19 protein-coding genes and 1 other RNA gene are annotated in these 20849 nt (G+C 64.8%); 14 read left to right on the forward strand and 6 right to left on the reverse strand.

Features of this window, described 5'->3' with window-relative positions; translation table 11 throughout:
* Positions 1–402: 402 nt before the first annotated feature.
* The 5 genes from ffs (at position 403) to F4827_RS22535 (ending at position 5560) form a co-directional block, all read left to right on the forward strand.
* An RNA gene (ffs, locus tag F4827_RS22515) (signal recognition particle sRNA small type) lies at positions 403–501 on the forward strand.
* 253 nt (positions 502–754) lie between these two features.
* Positions 755–3133: a DNA polymerase III subunit gamma/tau gene (gene dnaX / locus F4827_RS22520; protein WP_183727225.1), complete on the forward strand. Its 2379-nt coding sequence runs from the start codon at positions 755–757 to the stop codon at positions 3131–3133.
* A gap of 76 nt (positions 3134–3209) precedes the next feature.
* Positions 3210–3536, forward strand: coding sequence for a YbaB/EbfC family nucleoid-associated protein (locus F4827_RS22525; RefSeq protein ID WP_027818382.1), 327 nt, complete (start codon positions 3210–3212; stop codon positions 3534–3536).
* Positions 3537–3641: 105 nt separating this feature from the next.
* Positions 3642–4238, forward strand: a complete 597-nt coding sequence (gene recR, locus F4827_RS22530) for a recombination mediator RecR (protein ID WP_027818383.1) — start codon at positions 3642–3644, stop codon at positions 4236–4238.
* Between the two features lie 41 nt (positions 4239–4279).
* Positions 4280–5560, forward strand: a complete 1281-nt coding sequence (locus tag F4827_RS22535) for a CaiB/BaiF CoA-transferase family protein (RefSeq protein WP_183727227.1) — start codon at positions 4280–4282, stop codon at positions 5558–5560.
* Positions 5561–5650: 90 nt separating this feature from the next.
* Here F4827_RS22535 and F4827_RS22540 read toward each other — a convergent pair whose 3' ends face one another.
* Complete coding sequence (locus F4827_RS22540; protein WP_183727229.1) at positions 5651–6622, reverse strand: NADPH:quinone oxidoreductase family protein; 972 nt, start codon at positions 6620–6622, stop codon at positions 5651–5653.
* A gap of 272 nt (positions 6623–6894) precedes the next feature.
* On the opposite strand from F4827_RS22540, the gene surE reads away from it, so the two are divergent.
* From surE to F4827_RS22565, 5 genes are read left to right on the forward strand one after another with little or no spacing between them, the layout of a single operon-like run.
* Entirely contained in the window at positions 6895–7656 is a 762-nt protein-coding gene (gene surE / locus F4827_RS22545; protein WP_183727231.1) for a 5'/3'-nucleotidase SurE, read from the forward strand.
* Positions 7653–8774: a protein-L-isoaspartate(D-aspartate) O-methyltransferase gene (locus F4827_RS22550; RefSeq protein WP_183727234.1), complete on the forward strand. Its 1122-nt coding sequence runs from the start codon at positions 7653–7655 to the stop codon at positions 8772–8774. The genes surE and F4827_RS22550 overlap by 4 nt, the downstream gene beginning before the upstream one ends.
* A gap of 5 nt (positions 8775–8779) precedes the next feature.
* On the forward strand, positions 8780–9685 hold the full coding sequence (locus F4827_RS22555) for a peptidoglycan DD-metalloendopeptidase family protein (RefSeq protein ID WP_183727236.1): 906 nt from the start codon (positions 8780–8782) through the stop codon (positions 9683–9685).
* Positions 9686–9697: 12 nt separating this feature from the next.
* Positions 9698–10786, forward strand: a complete 1089-nt coding sequence (gene rpoS, locus F4827_RS22560) for an RNA polymerase sigma factor RpoS (protein WP_183727238.1) — start codon at positions 9698–9700, stop codon at positions 10784–10786.
* A gap of 31 nt (positions 10787–10817) precedes the next feature.
* Positions 10818–11603 carry a 3'-5' exonuclease gene (locus tag F4827_RS22565; RefSeq protein WP_183727240.1) on the forward strand — a complete coding sequence of 262 codons (786 nt, stop codon included), beginning with the start codon at positions 10818–10820 and terminating at the stop codon, positions 11601–11603.
* Positions 11604–11634: 31 nt separating this feature from the next.
* On the opposite strand, the gene F4827_RS22570 is transcribed toward F4827_RS22565, so the two are convergent.
* The 3 genes from F4827_RS22570 to F4827_RS22580 form a co-directional block, all read right to left on the reverse strand.
* The gene (locus tag F4827_RS22570; RefSeq protein ID WP_183727284.1) at positions 11635–12504 is read right to left on the reverse strand and encodes an endonuclease/exonuclease/phosphatase family protein; all 870 of its coding nucleotides are present in this window, start codon (positions 12502–12504) and stop codon (positions 11635–11637) included.
* An 87-nt stretch (positions 12505–12591) separates the two neighbouring features.
* Positions 12592–12942 (reverse strand): hypothetical protein, encoded by a 351-nt coding sequence (locus F4827_RS22575; RefSeq protein ID WP_183727242.1) that lies wholly within the window; start codon positions 12940–12942, stop codon positions 12592–12594.
* 145 nt (positions 12943–13087) lie between these two features.
* The gene (locus F4827_RS22580) at positions 13088–13294 is read right to left on the reverse strand and encodes a hypothetical protein (protein WP_183727244.1); all 207 of its coding nucleotides are present in this window, start codon (positions 13292–13294) and stop codon (positions 13088–13090) included.
* Between the two features lie 293 nt (positions 13295–13587).
* Between F4827_RS22580 and rlmD the strand changes: the two genes are divergently transcribed.
* A complete protein-coding gene (rlmD, locus tag F4827_RS22585; RefSeq protein WP_183727286.1) occupies positions 13588–15009 on the forward strand; it encodes a 23S rRNA (uracil(1939)-C(5))-methyltransferase RlmD in 1422 nt (473 codons plus the stop codon).
* Between the two features lie 111 nt (positions 15010–15120).
* Here rlmD and F4827_RS22590 read toward each other — a convergent pair whose 3' ends face one another.
* Positions 15121–15927 (reverse strand): outer membrane protein assembly factor BamD, encoded by an 807-nt coding sequence (locus tag F4827_RS22590; RefSeq protein ID WP_233178489.1) that lies wholly within the window; start codon positions 15925–15927, stop codon positions 15121–15123.
* Positions 15928–16059: 132 nt separating this feature from the next.
* On the opposite strand from F4827_RS22590, the gene F4827_RS22595 reads away from it, so the two are divergent.
* The 3 genes from F4827_RS22595 to phaC all read left to right on the forward strand — a co-directional run bounded on the left by F4827_RS22595 (position 16060) and on the right by phaC (position 20663).
* Positions 16060–17382 carry an RluA family pseudouridine synthase gene (locus tag F4827_RS22595; protein WP_183727248.1) on the forward strand — a complete coding sequence of 441 codons (1323 nt, stop codon included), beginning with the start codon at positions 16060–16062 and terminating at the stop codon, positions 17380–17382.
* A complete protein-coding gene (gene pgeF, locus F4827_RS22600; RefSeq protein WP_183727250.1) occupies positions 17379–18257 on the forward strand; it encodes a peptidoglycan editing factor PgeF in 879 nt (292 codons plus the stop codon). Before F4827_RS22595 ends, pgeF begins: the two co-directional genes overlap by 4 nt.
* 426 nt (positions 18258–18683) lie before the next feature.
* Complete coding sequence (phaC, locus tag F4827_RS22605; RefSeq protein WP_409258842.1) at positions 18684–20663, forward strand: class I poly(R)-hydroxyalkanoic acid synthase; 1980 nt, start codon at positions 18684–18686, stop codon at positions 20661–20663.
* Here phaC and F4827_RS34960 read toward each other — a convergent pair.
* A partial coding sequence (locus F4827_RS34960; protein WP_221303768.1) for a hypothetical protein occupies positions 20642–20849 on the reverse strand: 208 nt, incomplete at its 5' end. The genes phaC and F4827_RS34960 overlap by 22 nt on opposite strands.

Raw genomic sequence — 20849 nt, forward strand, 5'->3', positions numbered from 1 at the left:
CCGGGGATGCCCAGACACGCCGGGCGGCTCCGGATCCACTCGCCAAGGCTTTCCTGACGAAGGTCGCCGCCAGTGTAGCCTAAATCCCTATGCGTTGCCGACGGTGATAGTACGCATACCGCCAACAGGGTTTCCCGCCTTTTTCACGATGTATTCGTGCCTGTTCGTGATGCCGATCGTGCGCGAATTACGTGCAACGAGGCTGGACGGCCCATGCCGGCTTCACCTGAGTACGTGCGCTCGCAAGCATTTCATGATCCCGATATGGTGCTGCCGCGAGGGTTTGCAAGGGCTTGCTGCGGTGTGCCGCGCGCTGTGCCGGGAAGGCGGATTTTCGCGGATTCGAAGAGTTTTGCAGTACGGCATTCTCAAGACGGCGTATCCGGTGTTAGAATGCGCCGTGACGGGCCTCCTCGCATGGTGGGGCGGTCAACCTGGTCAGGTCGGGAACGAAGCAGCCACAGCCGTTTTCCGCCAGTGCCGAGGGTCGGGCTCGTCACCTTCAACTTTTAGAGTTGATTCTCTTCTGCTGTTCTCTGTCGTTCATCTCTGGTTTTTCCCGCTGTATCCCCAAAGTCATATGCAGTGTTTGCGCCGTGATGTCGCGTGCAGCAGCTGTGCGTGAATGTGCATTCGCGTCTTGCGTCATGCCTGCCGCCCGGCGTCGTGCGCATGCCCGTCACGCCCCGTGCGCAAGGCGCTGCCCGCCTTTCGATTCATCTAGGCGCGCGGGCGTTGCTGATACAATTTCCAGATGACCTATCAAGTTCTCGCACGCAAGTGGCGACCGAAGGATTTCGCTTCGCTCGTCGGACAGGAGCACGTGGTGCGCGCGCTCACGCACGCGCTCGACGGCGGCCGTCTCCATCACGCGTATCTCTTCACGGGCACGCGCGGCGTGGGCAAGACGACGCTCTCGCGCATCTTCGCCAAGGCGCTCAATTGCGAGACGGGCGTGACCTCGAAGCCGTGCGGCGTGTGTCGCGCTTGCCGGGAAATCGACGAAGGCCGTTTCGTCGATTACGTCGAGATGGACGCGGCGAGCAATCGCGGCGTGGATGAAATGGCTGCGCTGCTGGAGCGCGCCGTCTACGCGCCCGTGGATGCGCGCTTCAAGGTCTATATGATCGACGAAGTGCACATGCTCACGAACCACGCCTTCAATGCCATGCTGAAGACGCTGGAAGAACCGCCGCCGCACGTCAAGTTCATCCTCGCCACGACCGATCCGCAGAAAATTCCGGTCACGGTGCTGTCGCGCTGCCTGCAGTTCAATCTGAAGCAGATGCCGGCCGGCAATATCGTCGAGCATCTCACGCACATTCTTGGCGAAGAAAAGGTCGAGTTCGAACCGCAGGCGCTGCGTCTGCTCGCACGCGCGGCCGACGGCTCGATGCGCGACGCGCTCTCGCTGACCGATCAGGCGATCGCCTATTCGGCCAATCAGGTCACGGAAGAGGCCGTGCGCGGCATGCTCGGCGCGCTCGACCAGAGCTATCTGATCCGCCTCATCGACGCGCTGGTGGCGGGCGACGGTGCACAGGTGCTCGCCATCGCCGACGAAATGGCGCTGCGCAGCCTGTCGTTCTCCACGGCGCTGCAGGATCTCGCCAGCCTGTTCCATCGCATCGCGTGGGCGCAGTTCGCGCCGGCGTCGGTGCTCGACGAATGGCCGGAAGCCGAGGATCTGCGCCGTTTCGCCGATGCGCTGAGCCCGGAACAGGTCCAGCTTTTCTATCAGATCGCCACGCTCGGTCGCAGCGAACTGGGTCTCGCGCCCGATGAGTACGCCGGTTTCACGATGACGCTGCTGCGCATGCTGGCGTTCGAACCGTCGACGAGTGCGGGAAGCGTGGGTAGTGCGCCTGCGTCGAGGCCCGCTGCTGCGGGTGTTGCCCGTGCGGCTGCTCCTGCTGCGTCCGCGGCATCGGTTGCAAGCGCTGCGCCGGTCGAGCGTGTGGTCGCGCCGAAGCCGATTGCACCGATTGCACCGGTTGCGCCTGTTGCTGCGACGCGTATCGAAGTGCCTGCCGAAACACCGGCAGCAGCGCCAGCGCCGAAGGTCGAAACCGAAAAGCCCGTCGTGGAGCAAACCATGAGCGCGCCGCAAGCGCGCATCGTGCCGCCGTGGGAAGACGAAGCCGCGCCTGAAGCGAGCGAAGCCAAGGTCGAAGAAGCTGCGCCAGCGCCTGTCGCGGCGGCCTCGGCCCCCGTTGCAGAGCCCGAGCCGACAACCGCGCCCGTAGAACTCGCCGCTGAACCTGCATCGCCTGCCTCGCGCGCTGCCGGCGGCGCAAGCGCGGCGCTCGACGTGTTGCGTAACAAGGGTCTGCGTATTTCGCCGGAACGCGGCGCACGCGGCACGACGGCTGCGCCTGCCACGCCCGTTGCGCAAAAAGCCACGCCGCGCATGGAAGTGAAGGTGCCGACGCCCGATCCCGCCCGTCGCGCCGCCGCCGCGCAGGAAGCGCAGGCGCGTCAGCCGGCCCGTCAGGCAAGCGCTTCGCAGGATGCGTCGGGCGCACCGCCGTGGGACGATATTCCGCCGGACGACTACGTGCCGCTTGGCGCCGACGATGCGTATTTCTCGTCGCCCGACGACGGTTTTGCGCCGTCCCTCGAAAGCGAAGCTCGCGCGCCGCGCGCCGCCGCGCCTGCCGCACCGTCGGCGGCCGTGGTCGATGTGAGCAAGCTGCCGCCGGGCATCCCGCTCGACGCCATTGGCTTTAACGGCGACTGGCCCGCGCTCGCCGCGACGCTGCCGCTCAAGGGCATCTCGTATCAGCTCGCCTTCAACAGCGAACTCACCGCGCTCGATAACGGCGTGCTGAAACTCAGCGTGCCGGTGCCGCAATACGCGGAAGCCTCGCAGGTCGCGAAGCTCAAGGCGGCGCTCGCCGAAAGCCTTGGCAAGACCGTCGAACTCGATGTGACCGTTGGACCGGCGCGCCGCACGGCCGCAGCGCTCGACGCCGCCATGCGTGCTGAGCGCCAGCGCGACGCCGAACGCGACATCGGCGCCGATCCGTTCGTGCAGCAACTGATTCGCGACTTCGGCGCGAGCATCGTGCCCGGTTCGATCCGGCCGATCGTGCCCGAAGCCGCGCAGGGCGGCAGTCAGGCCGCCCATTGAATTGCGCCGCGTGGCGCTGTCGGCCGCGCGCGCGAGTGACACACCTGAATCACCATGATCCAGAAGGAGCAATGAAATGTTGAAAGGCCAACTCGCCGGGCTGATGAAGCAAGCCCAGCAGATGCAGGAAAACATGAAGAAGGCGCAGGAGCAGCTCGCCCAGATCGAAGTCGAAGGCCAGGCTGGCGCCGGTCTCGTCAAGGTCACGATGACCTGCCGTAACGACGTGCGCCGCGTGTCGATCGACCCGAGCCTGCTCGCCGACGACAAGGACATGCTCGAAGACCTCGTCGCCGCCGCGTTCAACGACGCCGTGCGCAAGGCGGAAGCCACCTCGCAGGAGAAAATGAGCGGCATGACCGCCGGCCTGCCGATTCCGCCGGGCTTCAAGATGCCGTTCTAAGGCACGCGCGCCGCGCGGCCCGAAAGCTTAAGCGGCGCCTCGCGCGCGACGGTTCGCAGGACCGCCGCGCGCACTGTCTTTTGCTTCGCTTTTCGCTGGATCCGCATGAAACAACCTTCCGCCCTGGCGGCGCTTGTCGAGGCGCTGCGCGTACTGCCCGGCGTCGGGCCGAAGTCGGCGCAGCGCATGGCCTATCACCTGATGCAGCACGATCGCGAAGGCGCCGAGAAGCTCGGCCAGGCGCTGCTGTTCGCGACCGATCACCTGAAGCATTGCGAGAAGTGCAACACCTTCACGGAAGCTCAGGTCTGCGAAACATGTCTCGATGAAGAGCGCGATCCCACGCTGCTGTGCGTCGTCGAGACGCCCGCCGACCAGATCATGCTCGAACAGACCATGACCTGGCGCGGCCTGTATTTCGTGCTGATGGGGCATCTGAGTCCGCTTGACGGCATCGGCCCCAAAGAGATTCATTTCGACCGCCTCGTGAAGCGCGCCTCGGACGGCGTGGTCAAGGAAGTCGTGCTGGCGACCAACTTTACCAACGAAGGCGAAGCCACCGCCCATTATCTGGGCCAGGCGCTCAAGGCGCGCGGCCTGGCCGTCACGCGCCTCGCGCGCGGCGTGCCGGTGGGCGGCGAGCTCGAATATGTCGATGCGGGCACCATCGCCCGCGCCATGCTCGACCGGCGTTCGATGTAACGCATAACGCACCCAGAACAACGAGACATTCCAGGAGACTCATGAGCGCAGACCGACCCCACGAAGCCGCCGCGAGCGGCGCGACAGCCGCTGGCAACGCAAGTGGCGGCGGTCCGCTCGCGGGCGTGAAAGTGCTCGAACTCGGCACGCTGATCGCGGGTCCTTTCGCGGCGCGTTTTCTCGGCGAGTTCGGTGCGGAGGTCATCAAGATTGAAGACCCGAAGGGCGGCGATCCGCTGCGCAAATGGCGCAAGCTCTGGCCGGAAGCCGGCGGCACCTCGCTCTGGTGGGCCGTGCAGGCGCGCAACAAGAAGTCGGTGACGGTCAATCTGAAGGCCGAAGAGGGTAAGGAAATCGTGCGGCGTCTGGCGAAGGAAGCCGATATCGTGATCGAAAACTTCCGCCCCGGTCTGCTCGAAAAACTTGGGCTGGGCTATGACGTGCTGTCGAAGGAAAACCCCGGCCTCGTGATGGTGCGGCTCTCCGGCTACGGTCAGAGCGGGCCGTATCGCGACCGGCCGGGCTTTGGCGCGATTGCCGAGTCGATGGGCGGGCTGCGCCACATCACCGGCTATCCCGAATTGCCGCCGCCGCGCATCGGCATTTCGATTGGCGATTCGATTGCGGCGCTGCACGGCGTGATCGGCGCGATGATGGCGCTTCATCATCGCAACATGAACGGCGGCAGCGGTCAGATCGTCGACGTGGCGCTGTATGAGGCCGTGTTCAACATGATGGAAAGCGTGGTGCCTGAATACGGCGTCTACGGCATGGTGCGCGAGCGCACCGGCGCGTCGCTGCCCGGCATCGTGCCGTCTAATACCTATCCGTGCCGCGACGGCAGCATCGTGATCGGCGGCAATAGCGATCCGATTTTCAGGCGCCTGATGACGGCGATCGATCGCCCCGATCTCGCCAACGATCCGGCGCTCGCGCACAACGATGGCCGCGTGCCGCGCACCGCGGAGATCGACGGGGCCATTGCCTCGTGGCTGTCCACCCGCACCATCGATGAAGCGCTGGACGTGCTCAACGCCGCCGACGTGCCCGCGGGCCGCATCTACAGCGTCGCCGATATGTTCACCGATCCGCAGTTCGCGGCGCGCCAGATGATCCAGCAGTTCCGCTGGCAGAAGCCGGGCGCATCGGGCGAAGAGGGCGTCGATATCGCGCTGCCCGGCGTCACGCCCAAGCTATCGGCGACACCGGGCGACACGCGCTGGCTCGGTCCCGAACTGGGAGAACATACCGACGAAGTCCTGCAATCGCTTGGCTACGACACGGACCGCATCGCGCAGTTGCGCGCGCAACAGATCGTCTAGCACGACAAAGAGCGCAAAGCGGCAAAACAAAAAGGCTCGCACGGGAAACCGGCGAGCCTTTTTCATTCGACGCCAAGCGTCAAAAACGGCTTAAGGCTCGATGATGATCTTGCCCGTCACCTTGCGCGACGCCATATCCTTGAGCGCCTGCGCCGCATCGGCGAGCTTGTAGCGCTTCGAGACATACGGCTTCAGTTTGCCTTCGCCGATCCAGCCCACCATCTGCGCGAAGGCCGCTGCGTTGTTCTGCGGTTCGCGGCGCGCATAGTCGCCCCAGAACACGCCGACCAGACTCGCGCCTTTGAGCAGCGCGAGATTCAGCGGCAGCTTCGGAATCTCGCCATTGGCGAAGCCGACCACCAGATAGCGACCGCGCCAGCCGATGCTGCGAAACGCCGGTTCCGCGTAGATGCCGCCGACCGGATCGTAAATCACGTCGGGGCCTTTGCCGTCGGTGAGTGCCTTGATGCGCTCGCGCAGATCCTCGGTGCTGTAGTTGATAGTCTCGTCCGCGCCGAAGCGGCGGCACACGTCGAGCTTTTCCTCGCTCGATGCAGCGGCGATCACGCGCGCGCCCAGCACCTTGCCGATTTCCACCGCCGCGAGACCCACGCCGCCCGCCGCGCCGAGCACCAGCATGGTTTCGCCGGCCTTGAGTTGCGCGCGATCGACTACGGCATGATGCGACGTGCCGTACGCGAGCGTGAAAGCGGCGGCCGTGGCGAAATCGGCAGCATCAGGCAGCGGCACGCACGCCGCTGCGTCGGCGATCGCCTGCTCGGCGAAGCCGCCGTTGCCCACATAGGCCACCACGCGCGTACCCGGCGCGAACTTCACGCCTTCGCCGGCGGCCCGCACGATGCCCGCGACTTCCGCACCCGGCGTGAACGGCAGCGGCGGCTTCATCTGATACTTGTTCTCGATGATGAGGACATCCGGGAAGTTCACGGCCGCCGCCTTCACGTCGATCACGACCTGGCCGGGACCGGGCACGAGGTCGGGCAGATCTTCGAGCGTGAGCGTGTCGGGCGGGCCAAACTGGTTGCAGCGGATTGCGCGCATCGTGTCTCCTGTCGTGTTACGTCGGTTCGTGTTACGTCAGTCATGGATCCGGCTGGAGCGTCACAGTGTACGGCAATCCGTCGCAATGCGAACGATCGTGCGTTTATTTTTGTGGCGAGGCTGTCAGCGGGGCTCTGGAAGACGAGAGAGGCGTGATCCGAAAGCGAGTCGGAATGTCTCGTGCATCGTGTCGTAAAGTGCGCCGTCAGCGCCAGCGCGAGGGTGCCTTCCCTGTCGTTCGTCTGCCTTCTTTCCTCGGTTACAATCGGCTGATGCGAATACTACTCAGCAACGACGACGGCTATCTCGCGCCCGGCATTGCCGCGCTCTACGAAGCGCTCAAGCCGCTTGGCGAGATCACGGTGATGGCGCCCGAGCAGAACTGCAGCGCCGCCTCGAACTCGCTCACGCTCTCGCGCCCGCTCTCGGTGCTGCGTTCGACGAGCACCGGTTTCTACTACGTCAACGGCACGCCCACGGACTCGGTGCATATCGCGCTCACGGGCATGCTCGAACATCGGCCCGATCTCGTGGTGTCCGGCATCAACAACGGCCAGAACATGGGCGAAGACACGCTCTATTCGGGCACGGTCGCCGCGGCCACCGAAGGCATCATGTTCGGCGTGCCGGCCATCGCTTTTTCGCTCGTCGATAAAGACTGGGTGCATCTCGATTCCGCCGCCCGCGTGGCCGCCGACATCGTCGCCCATTACCTCGCTAATCCGCTGCCCGGCAATCCCTTGCTGAACGTCAATATTCCGAACCTGCCTTACGAGGAGATGGGCGAGTGGCGCGTCACGCGTCTGGGCAAGCGCCATCCCTCGCAGCCGGTGATCCGCCAGACCAATCCGCGCGGCGAGCCGATTTACTGGATCGGCCCTTCGGGCAGCGCGCGCGACGCGAGCGAAGGCACGGATTTCCATGCAGTGTCGAACGGCCAGGTGTCGATCACGCCGCTGCAACTCGACCTGACGCACACGCAGATGTTGCCGGCGACGCACGACTGGGTGCGCCAGGGCGGCAGCGTTTCATGACGGGCGAGCGCACCAGGCGTTTCCCGCTCGGCCTTGCGGATCTCGTTCGAGAGCCGCGTCGTCGCGACGATGCTCGTCCCGGTGAAGCGCGTGTGACGCACGCGGGAAAGCCGGGTGCGAAGGTCGCAACCAATGGCACAGCGAAGGGCACAACGAATGGCACTGCGAAGGTCGCAACGAAGGGCACGGTAAATGCTGGGTCGCCGGGCGTGCGATCGTCGGCGGTGGGTAGCACGGGTGTCGTCAAGGCCGCCAAGGCGCCGGGTGTGGCGCATACGGCTGCCTCGCCCGCGCGCAAGTCCGCCGTTCGTCGCACCGATCTTTCCGGCCGCGCCGCTCAAACGTTTTCGCCTGCTGCATCGAAGGCGCTGCCGGTGGGGACGAGGGCCGCGCCGACGCGTCCCGCCACCGCACCGCGCTCCGGCGTGACGCCGGGTGCGGGTGCGCCTGGCGTCGCCCTGAACGGCGCGCTCGCACTGACGTCGGAACGGGTTCGTGAGCGCATGGTCGAACGCCTGCGTGCGAACGGCGTGAGCGATCCGCGCGTGCTTCAGGCGCTTGCAACCGTGCCGCGCCACATGTTCGTCGATCCTGGCCTTGCGGCGCAGGCCTACGAAGATGCCGCGTTGCCGATCGGCCATCACCAGACCATCTCGAAGCCTTCGGTGGTCGCCCGCATGCTGGAACTCGCGGGTGCTGGCCGTGAGCTGGAACGCGTGCTTGAGATCGGCACGGGCTGCGGCTATCAGGCCGCGGTGCTGAGCCGGATCGCACGCGATGTGTATTCGATTGAACGCATCAAGCCGTTATACGAGCGCGCAAAGACGAACCTGCGGCCGCTGCGCATCCCGAACATCCGCTTGCACTATGGCGACGGACGGCTCGGCATGCCGTCGGCGGCGCCGTTCGACGCGATCGTGATTGCCGCCGCCGGCTTCGACGTGCCCCAGGCGCTCCTTGAGCAGCTTGCCATCGGCGGGCGGCTCGTAGCGCCGGTCGCGGAGCAGGACGAGGCGACCCAGGTGCTCACGCTGGTGGAGCGCACGGGCCCCGCGCAGTGGCGGGAGTCGAGGCTTGATCGCGTTTTCTTTGTCCCCTTAAAATCCGGAGTGATCTGAAACCGATGAGTATGTTGCGCGCGATGCAAAGAAAACGCCTGAATATCGATTTGACCACAGCCCAACGTAGTGCTTCGGTCATCGCGCTCTGTCTGCTGACGGCCTGCGCGACGCGTCTGGACAACGCGCCCGTGGTGGACCGCACCTCGGCGCTCGGCACCACCGGCGCCCAGCCGCCGGTGCCGCTCGGGCCGCCGCCTCCGGGATATTACCGGGTGAAGCCGGGCGATACTCTCTATAGGATTGCGCTCGAAAACGGCCAGAATTACCGCGACATCGCGACGTGGAACAACCTCGCCAATCCGAACCAGATCGAAGTGGACCAGCTGCTGCGCGTCGTGCCGCCGGGCGCGAGCAACGCCGCGGCCTACACGCCGGGCGTCGTGACCGCGCCGGTGCCGGGCATGGCGCCGCAGGGCGCACAGCCGGGCGGCCCGGCCGCCATGCCGCCGATGATCGGTTCCGCAGCGGGTGCGACTTCCGCGCCGTCGGCCAGCGTGCCGCCCCAAGCCAGCGGCAGCGACATGAGCGCAGCGCCCGCCGGCAGCATCTCGCTGGCATGGCCGGTGCGCGGTCCGCTGCTCAATGGCTTCGACGACACCCGCAACAAGGGTGTCAATATTGGTGGCGCGCCGGGCGACGCCGTGAAGGCCGCGGGCGATGGTCGTGTGGTTTATGCCGGAAATGGGCTGCGCGGTTACGGCAATCTCATTATCATCAAGCATGACGCGACGTTTTTGACTGCGTACGCTCACAATCGAGCTTTGATGGTAAAAGAAGGAGATGCGGTTACCAAGGGCCAGAAAATCGCCGAAATGGGCAATACCGACTCAGACCGCGTGATGCTGCATTTCGAAGTACGCCGTCAGGGCAAGCCCGTCGACCCACTGAAGTACTTGCCGCCGCAATAAAGCGAGCCGACCATGCCGAAATCGAAGCGCCGCCTGCAGCAATCCGAGTCTGACAGTCAAGCCGCCCAGGTTTCGGTGGAGGAGGGCGTTGCGCCCGTCGAAGAGGACGATATCGACGGCGCGCGCGAGCAGGACGAACGCGAGGAGCGCGACGCGGGCTCGGAAGAGAGCGGCGAGCGCGACAACGCGGAACCTGCGGAAGCGCCGTCCGACGCGGACGACTTCCGCTCCATCTTGCAGGCCGAACTCACGGCCGACACCATCCAGCATTATCTGAACCGGATCAGTGTCAAGCCGCTGCTCACCGTCGAGGAAGAGCAGCGCTACTCGCGTCTGGCCAAGGCTGGGGAATTCGAGGCGCGTCAGGTGATGATCGAGCGCAATTTGCGCCTGGTCGTTTCCATCGCCAAGGGATATCTGAATCGCGGCGTGCCGCTGCTCGATTTGATCGAGGAAGGTAACCTTGGCCTGATGCATGCGATCGAAAAATTCGATCCTACGCGCGGCTTTCGCTTTTCGACCTATGCCACCTGGTGGATCCGTCAAAGCATCGAGCGCGCGATCATGAACCAGGCGCGCACGGTGCGCCTGCCTGTGCATGTGATCCGCGAACTCAATCAGGTGCTGCGCGCCAAGCGCCATCTGGAGAAGAATTCGCTCAACGCCAATGCGGCCTCCGAGCGCCGCGACGCCAGCATCGACGACATCGCCTATCTCACGGGCAAGACCACCGAGGAAGTCACCGATATCCTCGCGCTCAACGAACACACCGCCTCGCTCGATGCGCCGCTCGATCTCGATCCGGCGAGCAGCCTGCTCGATCTGCTGTCCGACGATCAGAGCCAGTCGCCCGACGCCGAAGTACAGCACCGCGAGCTGGAAACGCTCACGCGCGCCTGGCTTGGCCGTCTGTCAGACAAGCATCGTCATGTCATCGAACGGCGTTTTGGCCTGAACCATATCGAACCCGCCACGCTCGAAGAGCTGGCCGACGAAATGGGCCTTACTCGCGAGCGTGTGCGGCAGATCCAGCAGGAAGCGCTGGTGCGCCTCAAACGCTTTTTCGCCTCGAACGGCGTGCGCAAGGACGCCGTTCTCTAACATTGCGCCGTTCAATACGGCGCCCATCTGAATGACAGTACCCGTACTCGTATTCGACATCGAGACCATTCCCGATGTCGACGGCATTCGCCGTCTCGAAGATCTGCCCGCCTCGCTCACCGACGCCGAAGTGGCCGAACACGCGTTCGCCGCGCGCCGAGAGAAGACCGGCAGCGATTTTCTGCCGCATCACCTGCAACGCGTCGCGGCCATTTCCTGCGTGTTCCGCGACGGCCAGGGTTTTCGCGTGCGCTCGCTCGGCACGCCGGAAGATGGCGAAGCAAAGCTGATCGATTCGTTCTACCGCACCATCGAAAAGTACACGCCGCAACTGGTGTCGTGGAACGGCGGCGGCTTCGACCTGCCGGTGCTGCACTATCGCGCGCTGGTGCATGGCATCCGCGCGGTGCGCTACTGGGATCTGGGCGAGGAAGATCGGGAGTTCAAGTGGAACAATTACATCAGCCGCTATCACTCGCGACACACCGACCTGATGGATCTTCTTGCGATGTATCAGCCGCGCGCCAGTGCGCCGCTCGATGCGCTCGCCAGGCTGTGTGGCTTTCCAGGCAAACTGGGCATGGACGGCGGCCAGGTGTGGACGCAGTTCCAGCAGGGCCAAATCGAGGAAATCCGCAATTACTGCGAAACCGACGTGGTCAACACCTATCTGCTTTATTGCCGATTCCAGAAGATGCGCGGCGGCTTCACCGAGCGTGAATACGACGACGAAATAACCTTCGTGAAGCAGACGCTTGCGGGCGAATCGGCGCCGCACTGGGCCGAATATCTGAAGGCGTTCGGCGATGCTGGGTAAGCGTTGACCACGCCTTGAACAGGCGTTGAGTTCAGCCGAGTTCCAGCACGATCGGCTGGTGATCCGACGCCTGGGTTGCGCCATCGATGTCGCAGCGCTTGAGCCTGCTGCGCAAGTCCTCGGTCACGAACACGAAATCACAGCTCAGTGGGCCGTCAGGCCATTGTGCGGTGTCATAGACGCCCGCGGTAGGCGGCGTCGCGCCAGCATGCAGCGTGGTCCAGGCATCGATGAAGGCGGGGCTGTCCGTTAGCGGATCCAGCATGCGCATGTAGGCGGCGCTGCCCCAGGCGCTGTTGAAATCGCCGCAGACGATTGCGCTGACAGGCCGCGCCGTGCGGGCAAACGGGCCTTCGGTGTTTTCGGCAGGCGCGGGCTGCGCCGCGTGTGCGGCGGCTTCCTGCTGCAAACGCCGCAGCGCCTCCACCTGCGCGAGCCTTTGGCGTTCGGAATAAAACTCCAGATGAGTCACGAGCGCGCGCAGCGCGCCGCCAGGTGCTTCGAGCACGGCCTCCAGCGCCACGCGCTGCATCGACGGCGCGGCGGGATCGGCGGGCCACGGCAGCAGGTGTCGAAAGACCTGCGCCACCGGCAGGCGCGTAGCGAGGGCGTTGCCAAACTGCCGTCGCCTGGCGGGTTGGCCGTTGACGGCGGCAGCGGGGTCGGCCGCCAGATCGGCGCCGATGGCTTCGAGCACCGTAAAGCCGGGCAGCAGCGCCGCCAGTTCGGCAAACTGATCGTCGCCGGGGCCGCCTGGCAGCGCATGGAAGCCGCGCGTGATTTCCTGCAGACACAGCACGTCGAAGTCGGCGAGACGCTTCGCTTCGCGCACCGTGCGCGCGAGATCGACGACACCGGCTACGTCGCGGCCCCATTGAACGTTCCAGCTGACGAGTTTGATGGGTTTCATGGGTTTCATTCCAATCGGCCTCGCGTGTCGTTGATCCTCACACAGCGCGCACGGCTGACGCCTGACTCGCGACGGCGCTCAGCGGCGCGTCGCAGCGTAGTCCGAAGCCTGCCAGACGATGCCCGGACCCGCAGTCGCGCGCGTGATCGACAGGTTACAGGACGCTCGCTCGCTGGCCACGACGGCCGCACGCCGGAAGTACACCGCGAACGGCACGTCGCCGTATTTTCCTAGCGCATACTGGTAGCACTCGTTGCCGTTCTGGCCGCGCATGCGGTCGGGCGGTCCGACGCGGGCGATGACTTCGTTTTGCGACATGCCGCGCGTGACCTTTGACATGGTCACTTCGGGGGCCGGAATGGACGAAGACACGCAGGCGCTCAGGCCGAGTGCGGCGGCGAGCGCCGCCAGGCAAACTACTTTGTTCATGCTGTTTCTCGGAATCGGAGGGAGAGGCTTACCTGTACGCGCGCGGTGGAACGATGCCAATCGGACAGTTCCCAAAATGCGTGCTGCCAGGGATTCCGAAACGTTGTGGAACATCGCGAAGCCGGAGATGGCCGCACTGCGGCGCTCAATCGAAAATCAGGTGCACGACGAGGTAAAGAAGTCCGATCATCAATATCGGGCTGCCGATCAGTGCGGCGGCGACGATATACGACTGCCGCCGGGCGGCGCGGTCGCGTGGCAACGCTTCGAGCAGCGGCGCCAGAAAGACCACAGCGATGCACAATGCGCCGAGTGCGATCGCAAAACCGGTTGCGGAAAAAAGCGTGTCCATGATGTCGGGTCCTTGGCGACGGCCTCACGGGGCACGTCGCGAGAAACATCGTACTGACGGACGTCGTTCGAGTGGATCGGACTTATCTGAAAGCGGTGCCGCGTGAAGGGGCAACATGTATAACGGCTTCGTCCGCGTTCCGCTGAAGCGCGCATAAGGAGGCGCTCGCCGAATCGACTACAATCTCGCCTTCGTCTAAAAAATCCACCCCCCCACTGTCTGTCAGGAATCCGCTGGTGTCCCAAGCCGCCCCCGACCCTCAAACCGAAACCGTCCACGCCGAGGCCGCCGCCATGCCTTTGCCTACGCCCTCGAAGAAGCGCAGCAAGCGCGAGCGCCGCGCCGAGAAGCGCGCCGCCGTCGAGGCGTCGGTTGCTCATGCCCCGATTCTTGAAATCGAATCCCTCGACATGGAGGCGCGCGGCGTAGGCCGTACTGTCACCGAAACGGGCGAACCGGGCAAGGTGATCTTCGTCGAGGGTGCGTTGCCTGGCGAGCGCGTCACTTATTTGAGCTATCGCAAGAAGCCGACTTTCGAGCAGGCGGAGGTCGTGGACGTGCTGCGCGAAAGCTCGATCCGCACCAAGCCGCAATGCGCGTTCTTCGGCAAATGCGGCGGCTGCTCGATGCAGCATCTGGACGTGCGCGCCCAGATCGCCGTCAAGCAACGCGTGCTTGAGGACAACCTCAAGCACCTGTCGAAGATTCGTTCGGAAACGATGTTCCGGCCGATCCACGGCCCGTCCTGGGGCTACCGCTATCGCGCGCGCCTGACCGTGCGCAACGTGCCGAAAAAGGGCGGCGTGCTGGTGGGGTTCCACGAGCGCAAGAGCAGCTACGTGGCCGACATGACGAGCTGCGAAGTGCTGCCGCAGCATGTCTCGGCGATGCTGGTGCCGCTGCGTCACCTGGTGGGCGCGCTGTCGATCAGCGATCGCATGCCGCAGATCGAGCTGGCCGTGGGCGCGAGCGTCACGGCGCTCGTGCTGCGCATTCTTGAGCCGCTGACCTCCGCCGACGAAGACCTGCTGCGCGCCTTCGCCGACGAGTACAACGTGCAGTTCTGGCTGCAGCCCAAGGGCCCCGAGACGGTGTTCCCGTTCTATCCGCTCGACAAGCCGCTCGACTACACGCTGCCGGAATTCAACATCCGCATGCCGTTCAAGCCGACCGACTTTACCCAGGTCAACCACCAGATCAACCGTGTACTCGTGGGTCGGGCGCTGCGCCTGCTCGCGCCGGAAGCGGGCGACCGCGTGCTCGATCTGTTCTGCGGCATCGGCAACTTCACGCTGCCGCTCGCGCGTCTGTCGCGAGAAGTGGTAGGGATCGAAGGCAGCGAACAACTGACGACGCGTGCGCTCGAAAACGCGCGTGCCAACGGCGTGGACGGTCATACGTCGTTCGCGTGCCGCAATCTGTTCGAAGTCACGGCGGACGATATCCGCGCGCTCGGCCATTTCGACAAGTACCTGATCGACCCGCCGCGCGAAGGCGCGCTGGCCGTCTCGCAGGCACTGGCCGAAATCGCGCAGAGCGGCGACGGCCCGCTGCCCAGACGCATCGTGTATGTGTCGTGCAGCCCGGGCACGCTCGCGCGCGACGCCGGTGTGCTGGTGAACGACGCCGGTTATCGGCTCAAGGGCGCAGGCGTGGTCAACATGTTCCCGCATACGTCGCACGTCGAATCGATCGCGCTGTTCGAACGCGATTAACCGCGTAGCTGAGTCCGCCCAAGGCCCGCCGCGCAGTGTGTGCGGCGGCGGGACGAAAAAAAACGCCACGATAAATTTCGTGGCGTTTTCTTTTAACGGATCAGGCGGCGATTACCAGATCTGCCACCAGGACTTCTGTTCCTTGCCCGGACGTGCGTGACCCGTGATGTACGGGCTGTCAGGGAAGGTGGCGGCCAGCACGCGACGGGTGTCGTCGGCGAGCTGCGGCTGCTCCAGCTTCTGATACGACAGGATCATGATGTGCAGCGCGTCTTCGATGGCGGGTGCGCTCTTGTATTCCGTGATCGCCAGCTGTGCGCGGTTGATCGCCGCCACATACGCGCCACGGCGATAGTAGTAGTCGGCGGCGTGCACTTCGTGCGAAGCCAGCGCATTGACGATGTAGCGCATACGCTGCGCGGCATCAGGTGCGTACTTGCTCTGCGGCGACTTGTCGACCACCACCTTGAATGCGTCATACGACTCGCGCAGCGACTTCGGATCGCGCTCGCTCATGTCCTGGCCCGAGAAGCGACCGAACAGACCCAGATCGTCGTTGAAGTGGATCATGCCCTTGAGGTAGTACGCGTAGGCGATGTCCGGGTGATCCGGGTGCAACTGGATGAAGCGGTTGATTGCCTGATCGGCGGCGTCGTTCTCGTTATCCTTCCAGTCGCAGTAGGCCACGTTGATCTGTGCCTGTTGTGCGAAGTGGCCAAACGGATCGCGACCTTCGAGCTGTTCGAAGTATTTCGCGCACTTGCCCCAGTCGCCACCGGAGAGCGCGTCTTGGGCCTCCGTATATAATTTGTTGTTGTTCCACGTTGCCGTTTCGTCGGTTTTTTCCGGCAGGCCGTGGCAGGCAGCCACTACGGTGAGCGCGGCGCCGCAGGCGGCAATGCGAAAGACGTTGCCCATCTTGCCGAGCGTTTGCATGTGCTTTGCGCGCAGTGCGTTTCGGGCCGCTGCATTTTTGGCCAGTTTCGTGTTCGTGTTCAAGGCTCGCATTTATCCCAGTCCAGCTTCAGGTCCACAGGTGACCCAGACTCAATGACCCGTTCAGTTATTCCGGGGGCCGGCGCTCCCGGCGCCCAAAACAGCATCAGCGATTATAGCCTGGGCGATGTGCCCGATGCCGCAGGAGCCGATGAGGCGCTTGACGACGACATGGTCGAAGGTATTTCCGTTCCTATCCAGGGCGGTCCTTCGCGCACGCGCGTTGCCCGCGAAGATCAGGAGGCGCGCCGCGCCGAAGTGCCCGACGAACTCGCCGGCGAGCGTCTCGACAAAGTGCTCGCCAGAGTTTTTCCGGAGTTTTCCCGCAACCGCCTCCAGGGCTGGATCGAGGCGCAGCGCGTGCTCGTCGACGGCAAGCCCGCCAAGGTGCGCCAGCCGGTGCCGCTAGGCGCGATGATCGAACTCGTGCCGGATCTGCTGCCCGAGCAGCTGGCGTTTACGCCCGAGCCGGTGCCGCTCGACATCATCTATGAAGACGAAGCCATCCTCGTCATCAACAAGCCCGCCGGGATGGTCGTGCATCCGGCCGCCGGCAACTGGAGCGGCACGATCCTCAACGGCCTGCTGTACCGCTACGGCGAAGCCGCCGCCGGTCTGCCGCGCGCGGGCATCGTGCACCGGCTCGACAAGGAAACCTCGGGGCTGATGGTGGTGGCGCGCACGCTCGAAGCGCAGACCGACCTGGTGCGCCAGTTGCAGGCGCGCACGGTCAAGCGCCGCTATCTCGCGCTGGTGTGGGGCAATATGCCGGACGAGGGCACCATCGACGCGCCGATCGGCCGCGATCCGCGCGATCGCGTGCGCATGGCGGTGGTTAGCGGCGCATCGGGCAAACCGGCGCGCACGCATTACCGCCGCATCGACAAGGCCATCTGGCACCAGCAGCCGATCAGCGCGATTCATTGCGATCTCGAAACCGGGCGCACGCATCAGATCCGCGTGCATTGCGCGCATATCCGCCATCCGCTGCTGGGCGACCCGGTTTATGGGCACGCACGCGGCAAGCGGTCGGTGCAGGCGTTGCCCGGTGATTTCGCCCGCCAGGCGCTGCATGCCTGGCGTCTGGGCCTGATCCACCCGGTAACGGGTCGAGCCATGCAATGGCGCGCCGACCTCCCCGACGATATGGACGCATTGATCGAAGCGCTCGGCTTCGGCAGCGAGGAGCGCGAGGAAGACAACTCCTTCGACGAGATGTTCGACAGCGCCTATACGGACGAGGGTTACGTAATCGGCAGTAACGAAGAGGATTACGCGGACGACGAGGACGCGGACGAAGATCACGACCACGACCACGACGATCGGGAAGCCGACCACGAAGATCACGAAGGCGACAACGAGGGCAAGCCCGCATGACGACCTGCCCGGAACTGACTTCCGCCGATCTGCTGCACCCCGGCTGGGACGTTGCGCCGCGCGTGCGCGCGATCGTGACGACGCGCAACGGCGGTGTGAGCGCCGGGCCGTTCGGCCGCTGGCAGGCCGGCGCGCAGCAGGGCGAGGGCATTGAGCTACCGTGTGGCCTGAATCTGGGCCTGATGTCGGGCGACGATCTGGGGCACGTCGAGGCCAATCGCGCGCGTCTGCTCAACTACGCGGGCGTGCCCGCGGCGTGGCTCAAGCAGATCCACGGCCCGATCGTGGTCGACGCCGCCGAAGCGCTCGAAGCGGCGCGCTCCGGCACGCCGCTCGAAGCGGACGCGAGCGTCACCGACCAGCCCGGCATCGCCTGCACGGTGATGGTCGCGGACTGCATGCCCGTGCTGCTGTGCGACGGCGCGGGCCGTGCTGTCGGCGCTGCGCATGCGGGCTGGCGCGGTCTGGCCGCGGGTGTGATCGAAAAGACGGCGCAGCGCGTGGCGGCGCTCGCGGGCTGCGCCGCCCGCGATCTGCACGCCTACCTCGGACCGGCCATCGGCCCGACGGCCTTCGAAGTCGGGGCAGACGTGCGTGACGCGTTCATGACTCACGCGGGCGCTGTCGACGGCGCACAACGCGCGCAGACTGGCGCGATCGAGGCTACGGCCGCCGCATTTACACCGCGCGCCGAAGCGTCCGGCAAGTATTTCGCCGATCTGGGCGCACTCGCGCGCCTGCGTCTGGGCGAGCTTGGCATCACGCGCGTCAGCGGCGGCGGTATGTGCACCTACACTGATCGCCAACGCTTTTACTCCTATCGCCGCGAGCCTGTGACGGGTCGCATGGCGGCGCTTGTCTGGCTCGAAGCCTGAGCAGTTTCCCCCCACGTGCCCCGCGAGCTTTTCGCTGCGGGGCACACACCCTCACATCGGCCATTGGCGGCATTTTTGCTGCACCGCACAGTCGGCCGGAAAGCCTTGTTTTTCATGCGTCGCGAATCGGTTTGGCGCGCTCCTCATTGCACTGCAAGCACTTGCCGGCACGGTGGTTTTTCTCCTGCGTTCAGATCGTGGGCGCGCCTCGCGCAGGCGCACGCTCATGCGCATCGGGAAAACGATAATTAAAAAAATATCGCAGTGCGGCAAAATCGGGCACAAGCATTGACACGCTTTGCAGTGGGGAGCAAGAATGTCCCTCACCTACGGGACAGGACGCACCGGGCGCAAGACAGTGGCGCGCCTTGAGCGTTCCACCTGCCTCTCAACCAGTCCTCCGGGACACATCGGTCAAAAGCAGGCATGACGGCATCTCAACGTTCCACGACTCACCCCGGTACGGGCGCTTCAAACGACGGTGCGCAGTCTTTCATTCCGAATTTCACGCCGGACGCCGCCGGCATGCAGCAAATGCTGGACGCCTGGACCCAGGCCTGGCGCAATGCGATGAACGCCGCGCAGCAAGCGGGCGTGCAGCAGTGGGGGGCGCCCGGGCAGCCCGGCGCGTTGTGGCCCGGCGTCGCCGGCGCCATGAACGGTACTGCCAATCCTGCCCAGGCTGCTCAAGCCGCGCAAGCCGCATTCGGTGCAGCGATGAATCCGGCCGCCATGCAAGCGGCGCTAGGGCAGTTCGGCAATCTGGGCAATCTGGGCGGCGCCTTCGAGGCGTTCAAGCTGCCTTCGGCCTCCATCGAGCCGAACCGCCTTCAACATCTCCAGGCCGAATACTCGCGCGATGCGATGGAACTGCTGCGCGAAGCCTCGGCCGCGCAGCCCAAAGCGCCTGAACTCAAGGATCGCCGCTTCAGCTCGGATGCGTGGAAAGCCACGCCGGCCTACGCCTTTACGGCGGCCTGGTATCTGCTGAATGCGCGCTATCTGCACGAGATGGTCGACGCCATCGACACCGATGCGAAAACGCGCGAACGCATCCGTTTCGCCGTGCAACAGTGGACGGCCGCCGCGTCGCCCAGCAACTTCCTCGCCCTGAACCCCGACGCGCAGAGCGCCTTGCTCGAAAGCCACGGCGAAAGCCTGCGCCAGGGGGTGATGAACCTGCTCGGCGATATGTCGCGCGGCAAGATCTCGCAAACCGACGAATCGCGCTTTGTCGTGGGCCGCAATCTGGCGACCACGGAAGGCTCGGTGGTGTACGAGAATGAGCTGTTCCAGCTGATCCAGTACAAGCCGCGCACCGCCACCGTGCGGGAGCGGCCGCTGCTGATCGTGCCGCCGTGCATCAACAAGTACTACATCCTCGACCTGCAGCCCGATAATTCGCTCGTCGCGTACGCGCTGGAGCAAGGGCAGCAGGTGTTCCTCGTCTCCTGGCATAACGGCGATGCGTCGATTGCCGACAAGACCTGGGACGATTACATCGAAGACGGCGTGCTGCGCGCCATCGATACCACGCGCAGCATCAGCGGGCGCGAGCAGATCAATACGCTCGGCTTCTGCGTGGGCGGCACGCTGCTGGCCACGGCGCTTGCCGTCGCGGCGGCGCGCGGCGAGCATCCGGTTTCGTCGATGACGCTGCTCACGGCGATGCTCGACTTTTCCGATACCGGCGTGCTCGACGTGTTCGTCGACGAGGCGCACGTGCAGATGCGCGAGCAGACCATCGGCGGCAAGAATGGCGGCACGCCGGGCCTGATGCGCGGCATGGAGTTCGCCAATACGTTCTCGTTCCTGCGCCCGAACGACCTCGTCTGGAACTATGTCGTCGACAACTACCTCAAGGGCCGCACGCCCGCGGCGTTCGACCTGCTCTACTGGAACAGCGACTCGACGAGCCTGCCGGGCCCGATGTACGCGTGGTATCTGCGCAATACGTATCTGGAAAACAAGCTGCGCGAACCCGGCGCGCTGACCGTGTGCGGGGAAGAAGTCGATCTTTCGCGCATCGACGTGCCCACCTTCATTTACGGCTCGCGCGAAGACCATATCGTGCCGTGGCGCACGGCGTACGCGTCGGTACCGCTGTTGTCCGGGCCGCTGAAGTTCGTGCTGGGCGCGTCGGGGCACATCGCCGGCGTGATCAATCCGGCTTCGAAGAACAAGCGCAGTCACTGGGTTTTCGATACCGAGGCAAAACATCTGCCCGACGAAGCCGACGACTGGTTCGACGCGGCCGAAGAAAGGCCGGGCAGCTGGTGGCCGGAGTGGGCCGGTTGGCTCGACCAGTTCGGCGGCAAGAAGGTCAAGCCGCGCGCCCAGGCCGGATCGGCGGAATTCCCCGAGATCGAGCCTGCGCCGGGACGCTACGTCCAGCAGCGCGAGTGACGCCGCACCTGAAAACAAGACGAACGCTTTACCTGGGTTTGGGTTTTTAACATTGACGGGCAAGCATCTCTCGCGATTTCGCGCAGCCCTGAGGAATCGAAAATGACTGACATTGTGATCGTTTCGGCCGCACGCACGGCGGTGGGTAAATTCGGCGGCTCGCTGGCAAAGGTGGCCGCGCCGGAG

The organism is Paraburkholderia bannensis (assembly GCF_014200455.1).
GTDB classification, from domain to species: Bacteria; Pseudomonadota; Gammaproteobacteria; order Burkholderiales; family Burkholderiaceae; genus Paraburkholderia; species Paraburkholderia bannensis_A.

Coding starts and splice junctions, on each gene's coding strand:
- dnaX (WP_183727225.1), top strand. CDS start 755: ATGACCTATCAAGTTCTCGCACGCAAGTGGCGACCGAAGGATTTCGCT.
- F4827_RS22525 (WP_027818382.1), top strand. CDS start 3,210: ATGTTGAAAGGCCAACTCGCCGGGCTGATGAAGCAAGCCCAGCAGATG.
- recR (WP_027818383.1), top strand. CDS start 3,642: ATGAAACAACCTTCCGCCCTGGCGGCGCTTGTCGAGGCGCTGCGCGTA.
- F4827_RS22535 (WP_183727227.1), top strand. CDS start 4,280: ATGAGCGCAGACCGACCCCACGAAGCCGCCGCGAGCGGCGCGACAGCC.
- F4827_RS22540 (WP_183727229.1), bottom strand. CDS start 6,622: ATGCGCGCAATCCGCTGCAACCAGTTTGGCCCGCCCGACACGCTCACG.
- surE (WP_183727231.1), top strand. CDS start 6,895: ATGCGAATACTACTCAGCAACGACGACGGCTATCTCGCGCCCGGCATT.
- F4827_RS22550 (WP_183727234.1), top strand. CDS start 7,653: ATGACGGGCGAGCGCACCAGGCGTTTCCCGCTCGGCCTTGCGGATCTC.
- F4827_RS22555 (WP_183727236.1), top strand. CDS start 8,780: ATGAGTATGTTGCGCGCGATGCAAAGAAAACGCCTGAATATCGATTTG.
- rpoS (WP_183727238.1), top strand. CDS start 9,698: ATGCCGAAATCGAAGCGCCGCCTGCAGCAATCCGAGTCTGACAGTCAA.
- F4827_RS22565 (WP_183727240.1), top strand. CDS start 10,818: ATGACAGTACCCGTACTCGTATTCGACATCGAGACCATTCCCGATGTC.
- F4827_RS22575 (WP_183727242.1), bottom strand. CDS start 12,942: ATGAACAAAGTAGTTTGCCTGGCGGCGCTCGCCGCCGCACTCGGCCTG.
- F4827_RS22580 (WP_183727244.1), bottom strand. CDS start 13,294: ATGGACACGCTTTTTTCCGCAACCGGTTTTGCGATCGCACTCGGCGCA.
- rlmD (WP_183727286.1), top strand. CDS start 13,588: ATGCCTTTGCCTACGCCCTCGAAGAAGCGCAGCAAGCGCGAGCGCCGC.
- F4827_RS22590 (WP_233178489.1), bottom strand. CDS start 15,927: ATGGGCAACGTCTTTCGCATTGCCGCCTGCGGCGCCGCGCTCACCGTA.
- F4827_RS22595 (WP_183727248.1), top strand. CDS start 16,060: ATGACCCGTTCAGTTATTCCGGGGGCCGGCGCTCCCGGCGCCCAAAAC.
- pgeF (WP_183727250.1), top strand. CDS start 17,379: ATGACGACCTGCCCGGAACTGACTTCCGCCGATCTGCTGCACCCCGGC.
- phaC (WP_409258842.1), top strand. CDS start 18,684: ATGACGGCATCTCAACGTTCCACGACTCACCCCGGTACGGGCGCTTCA.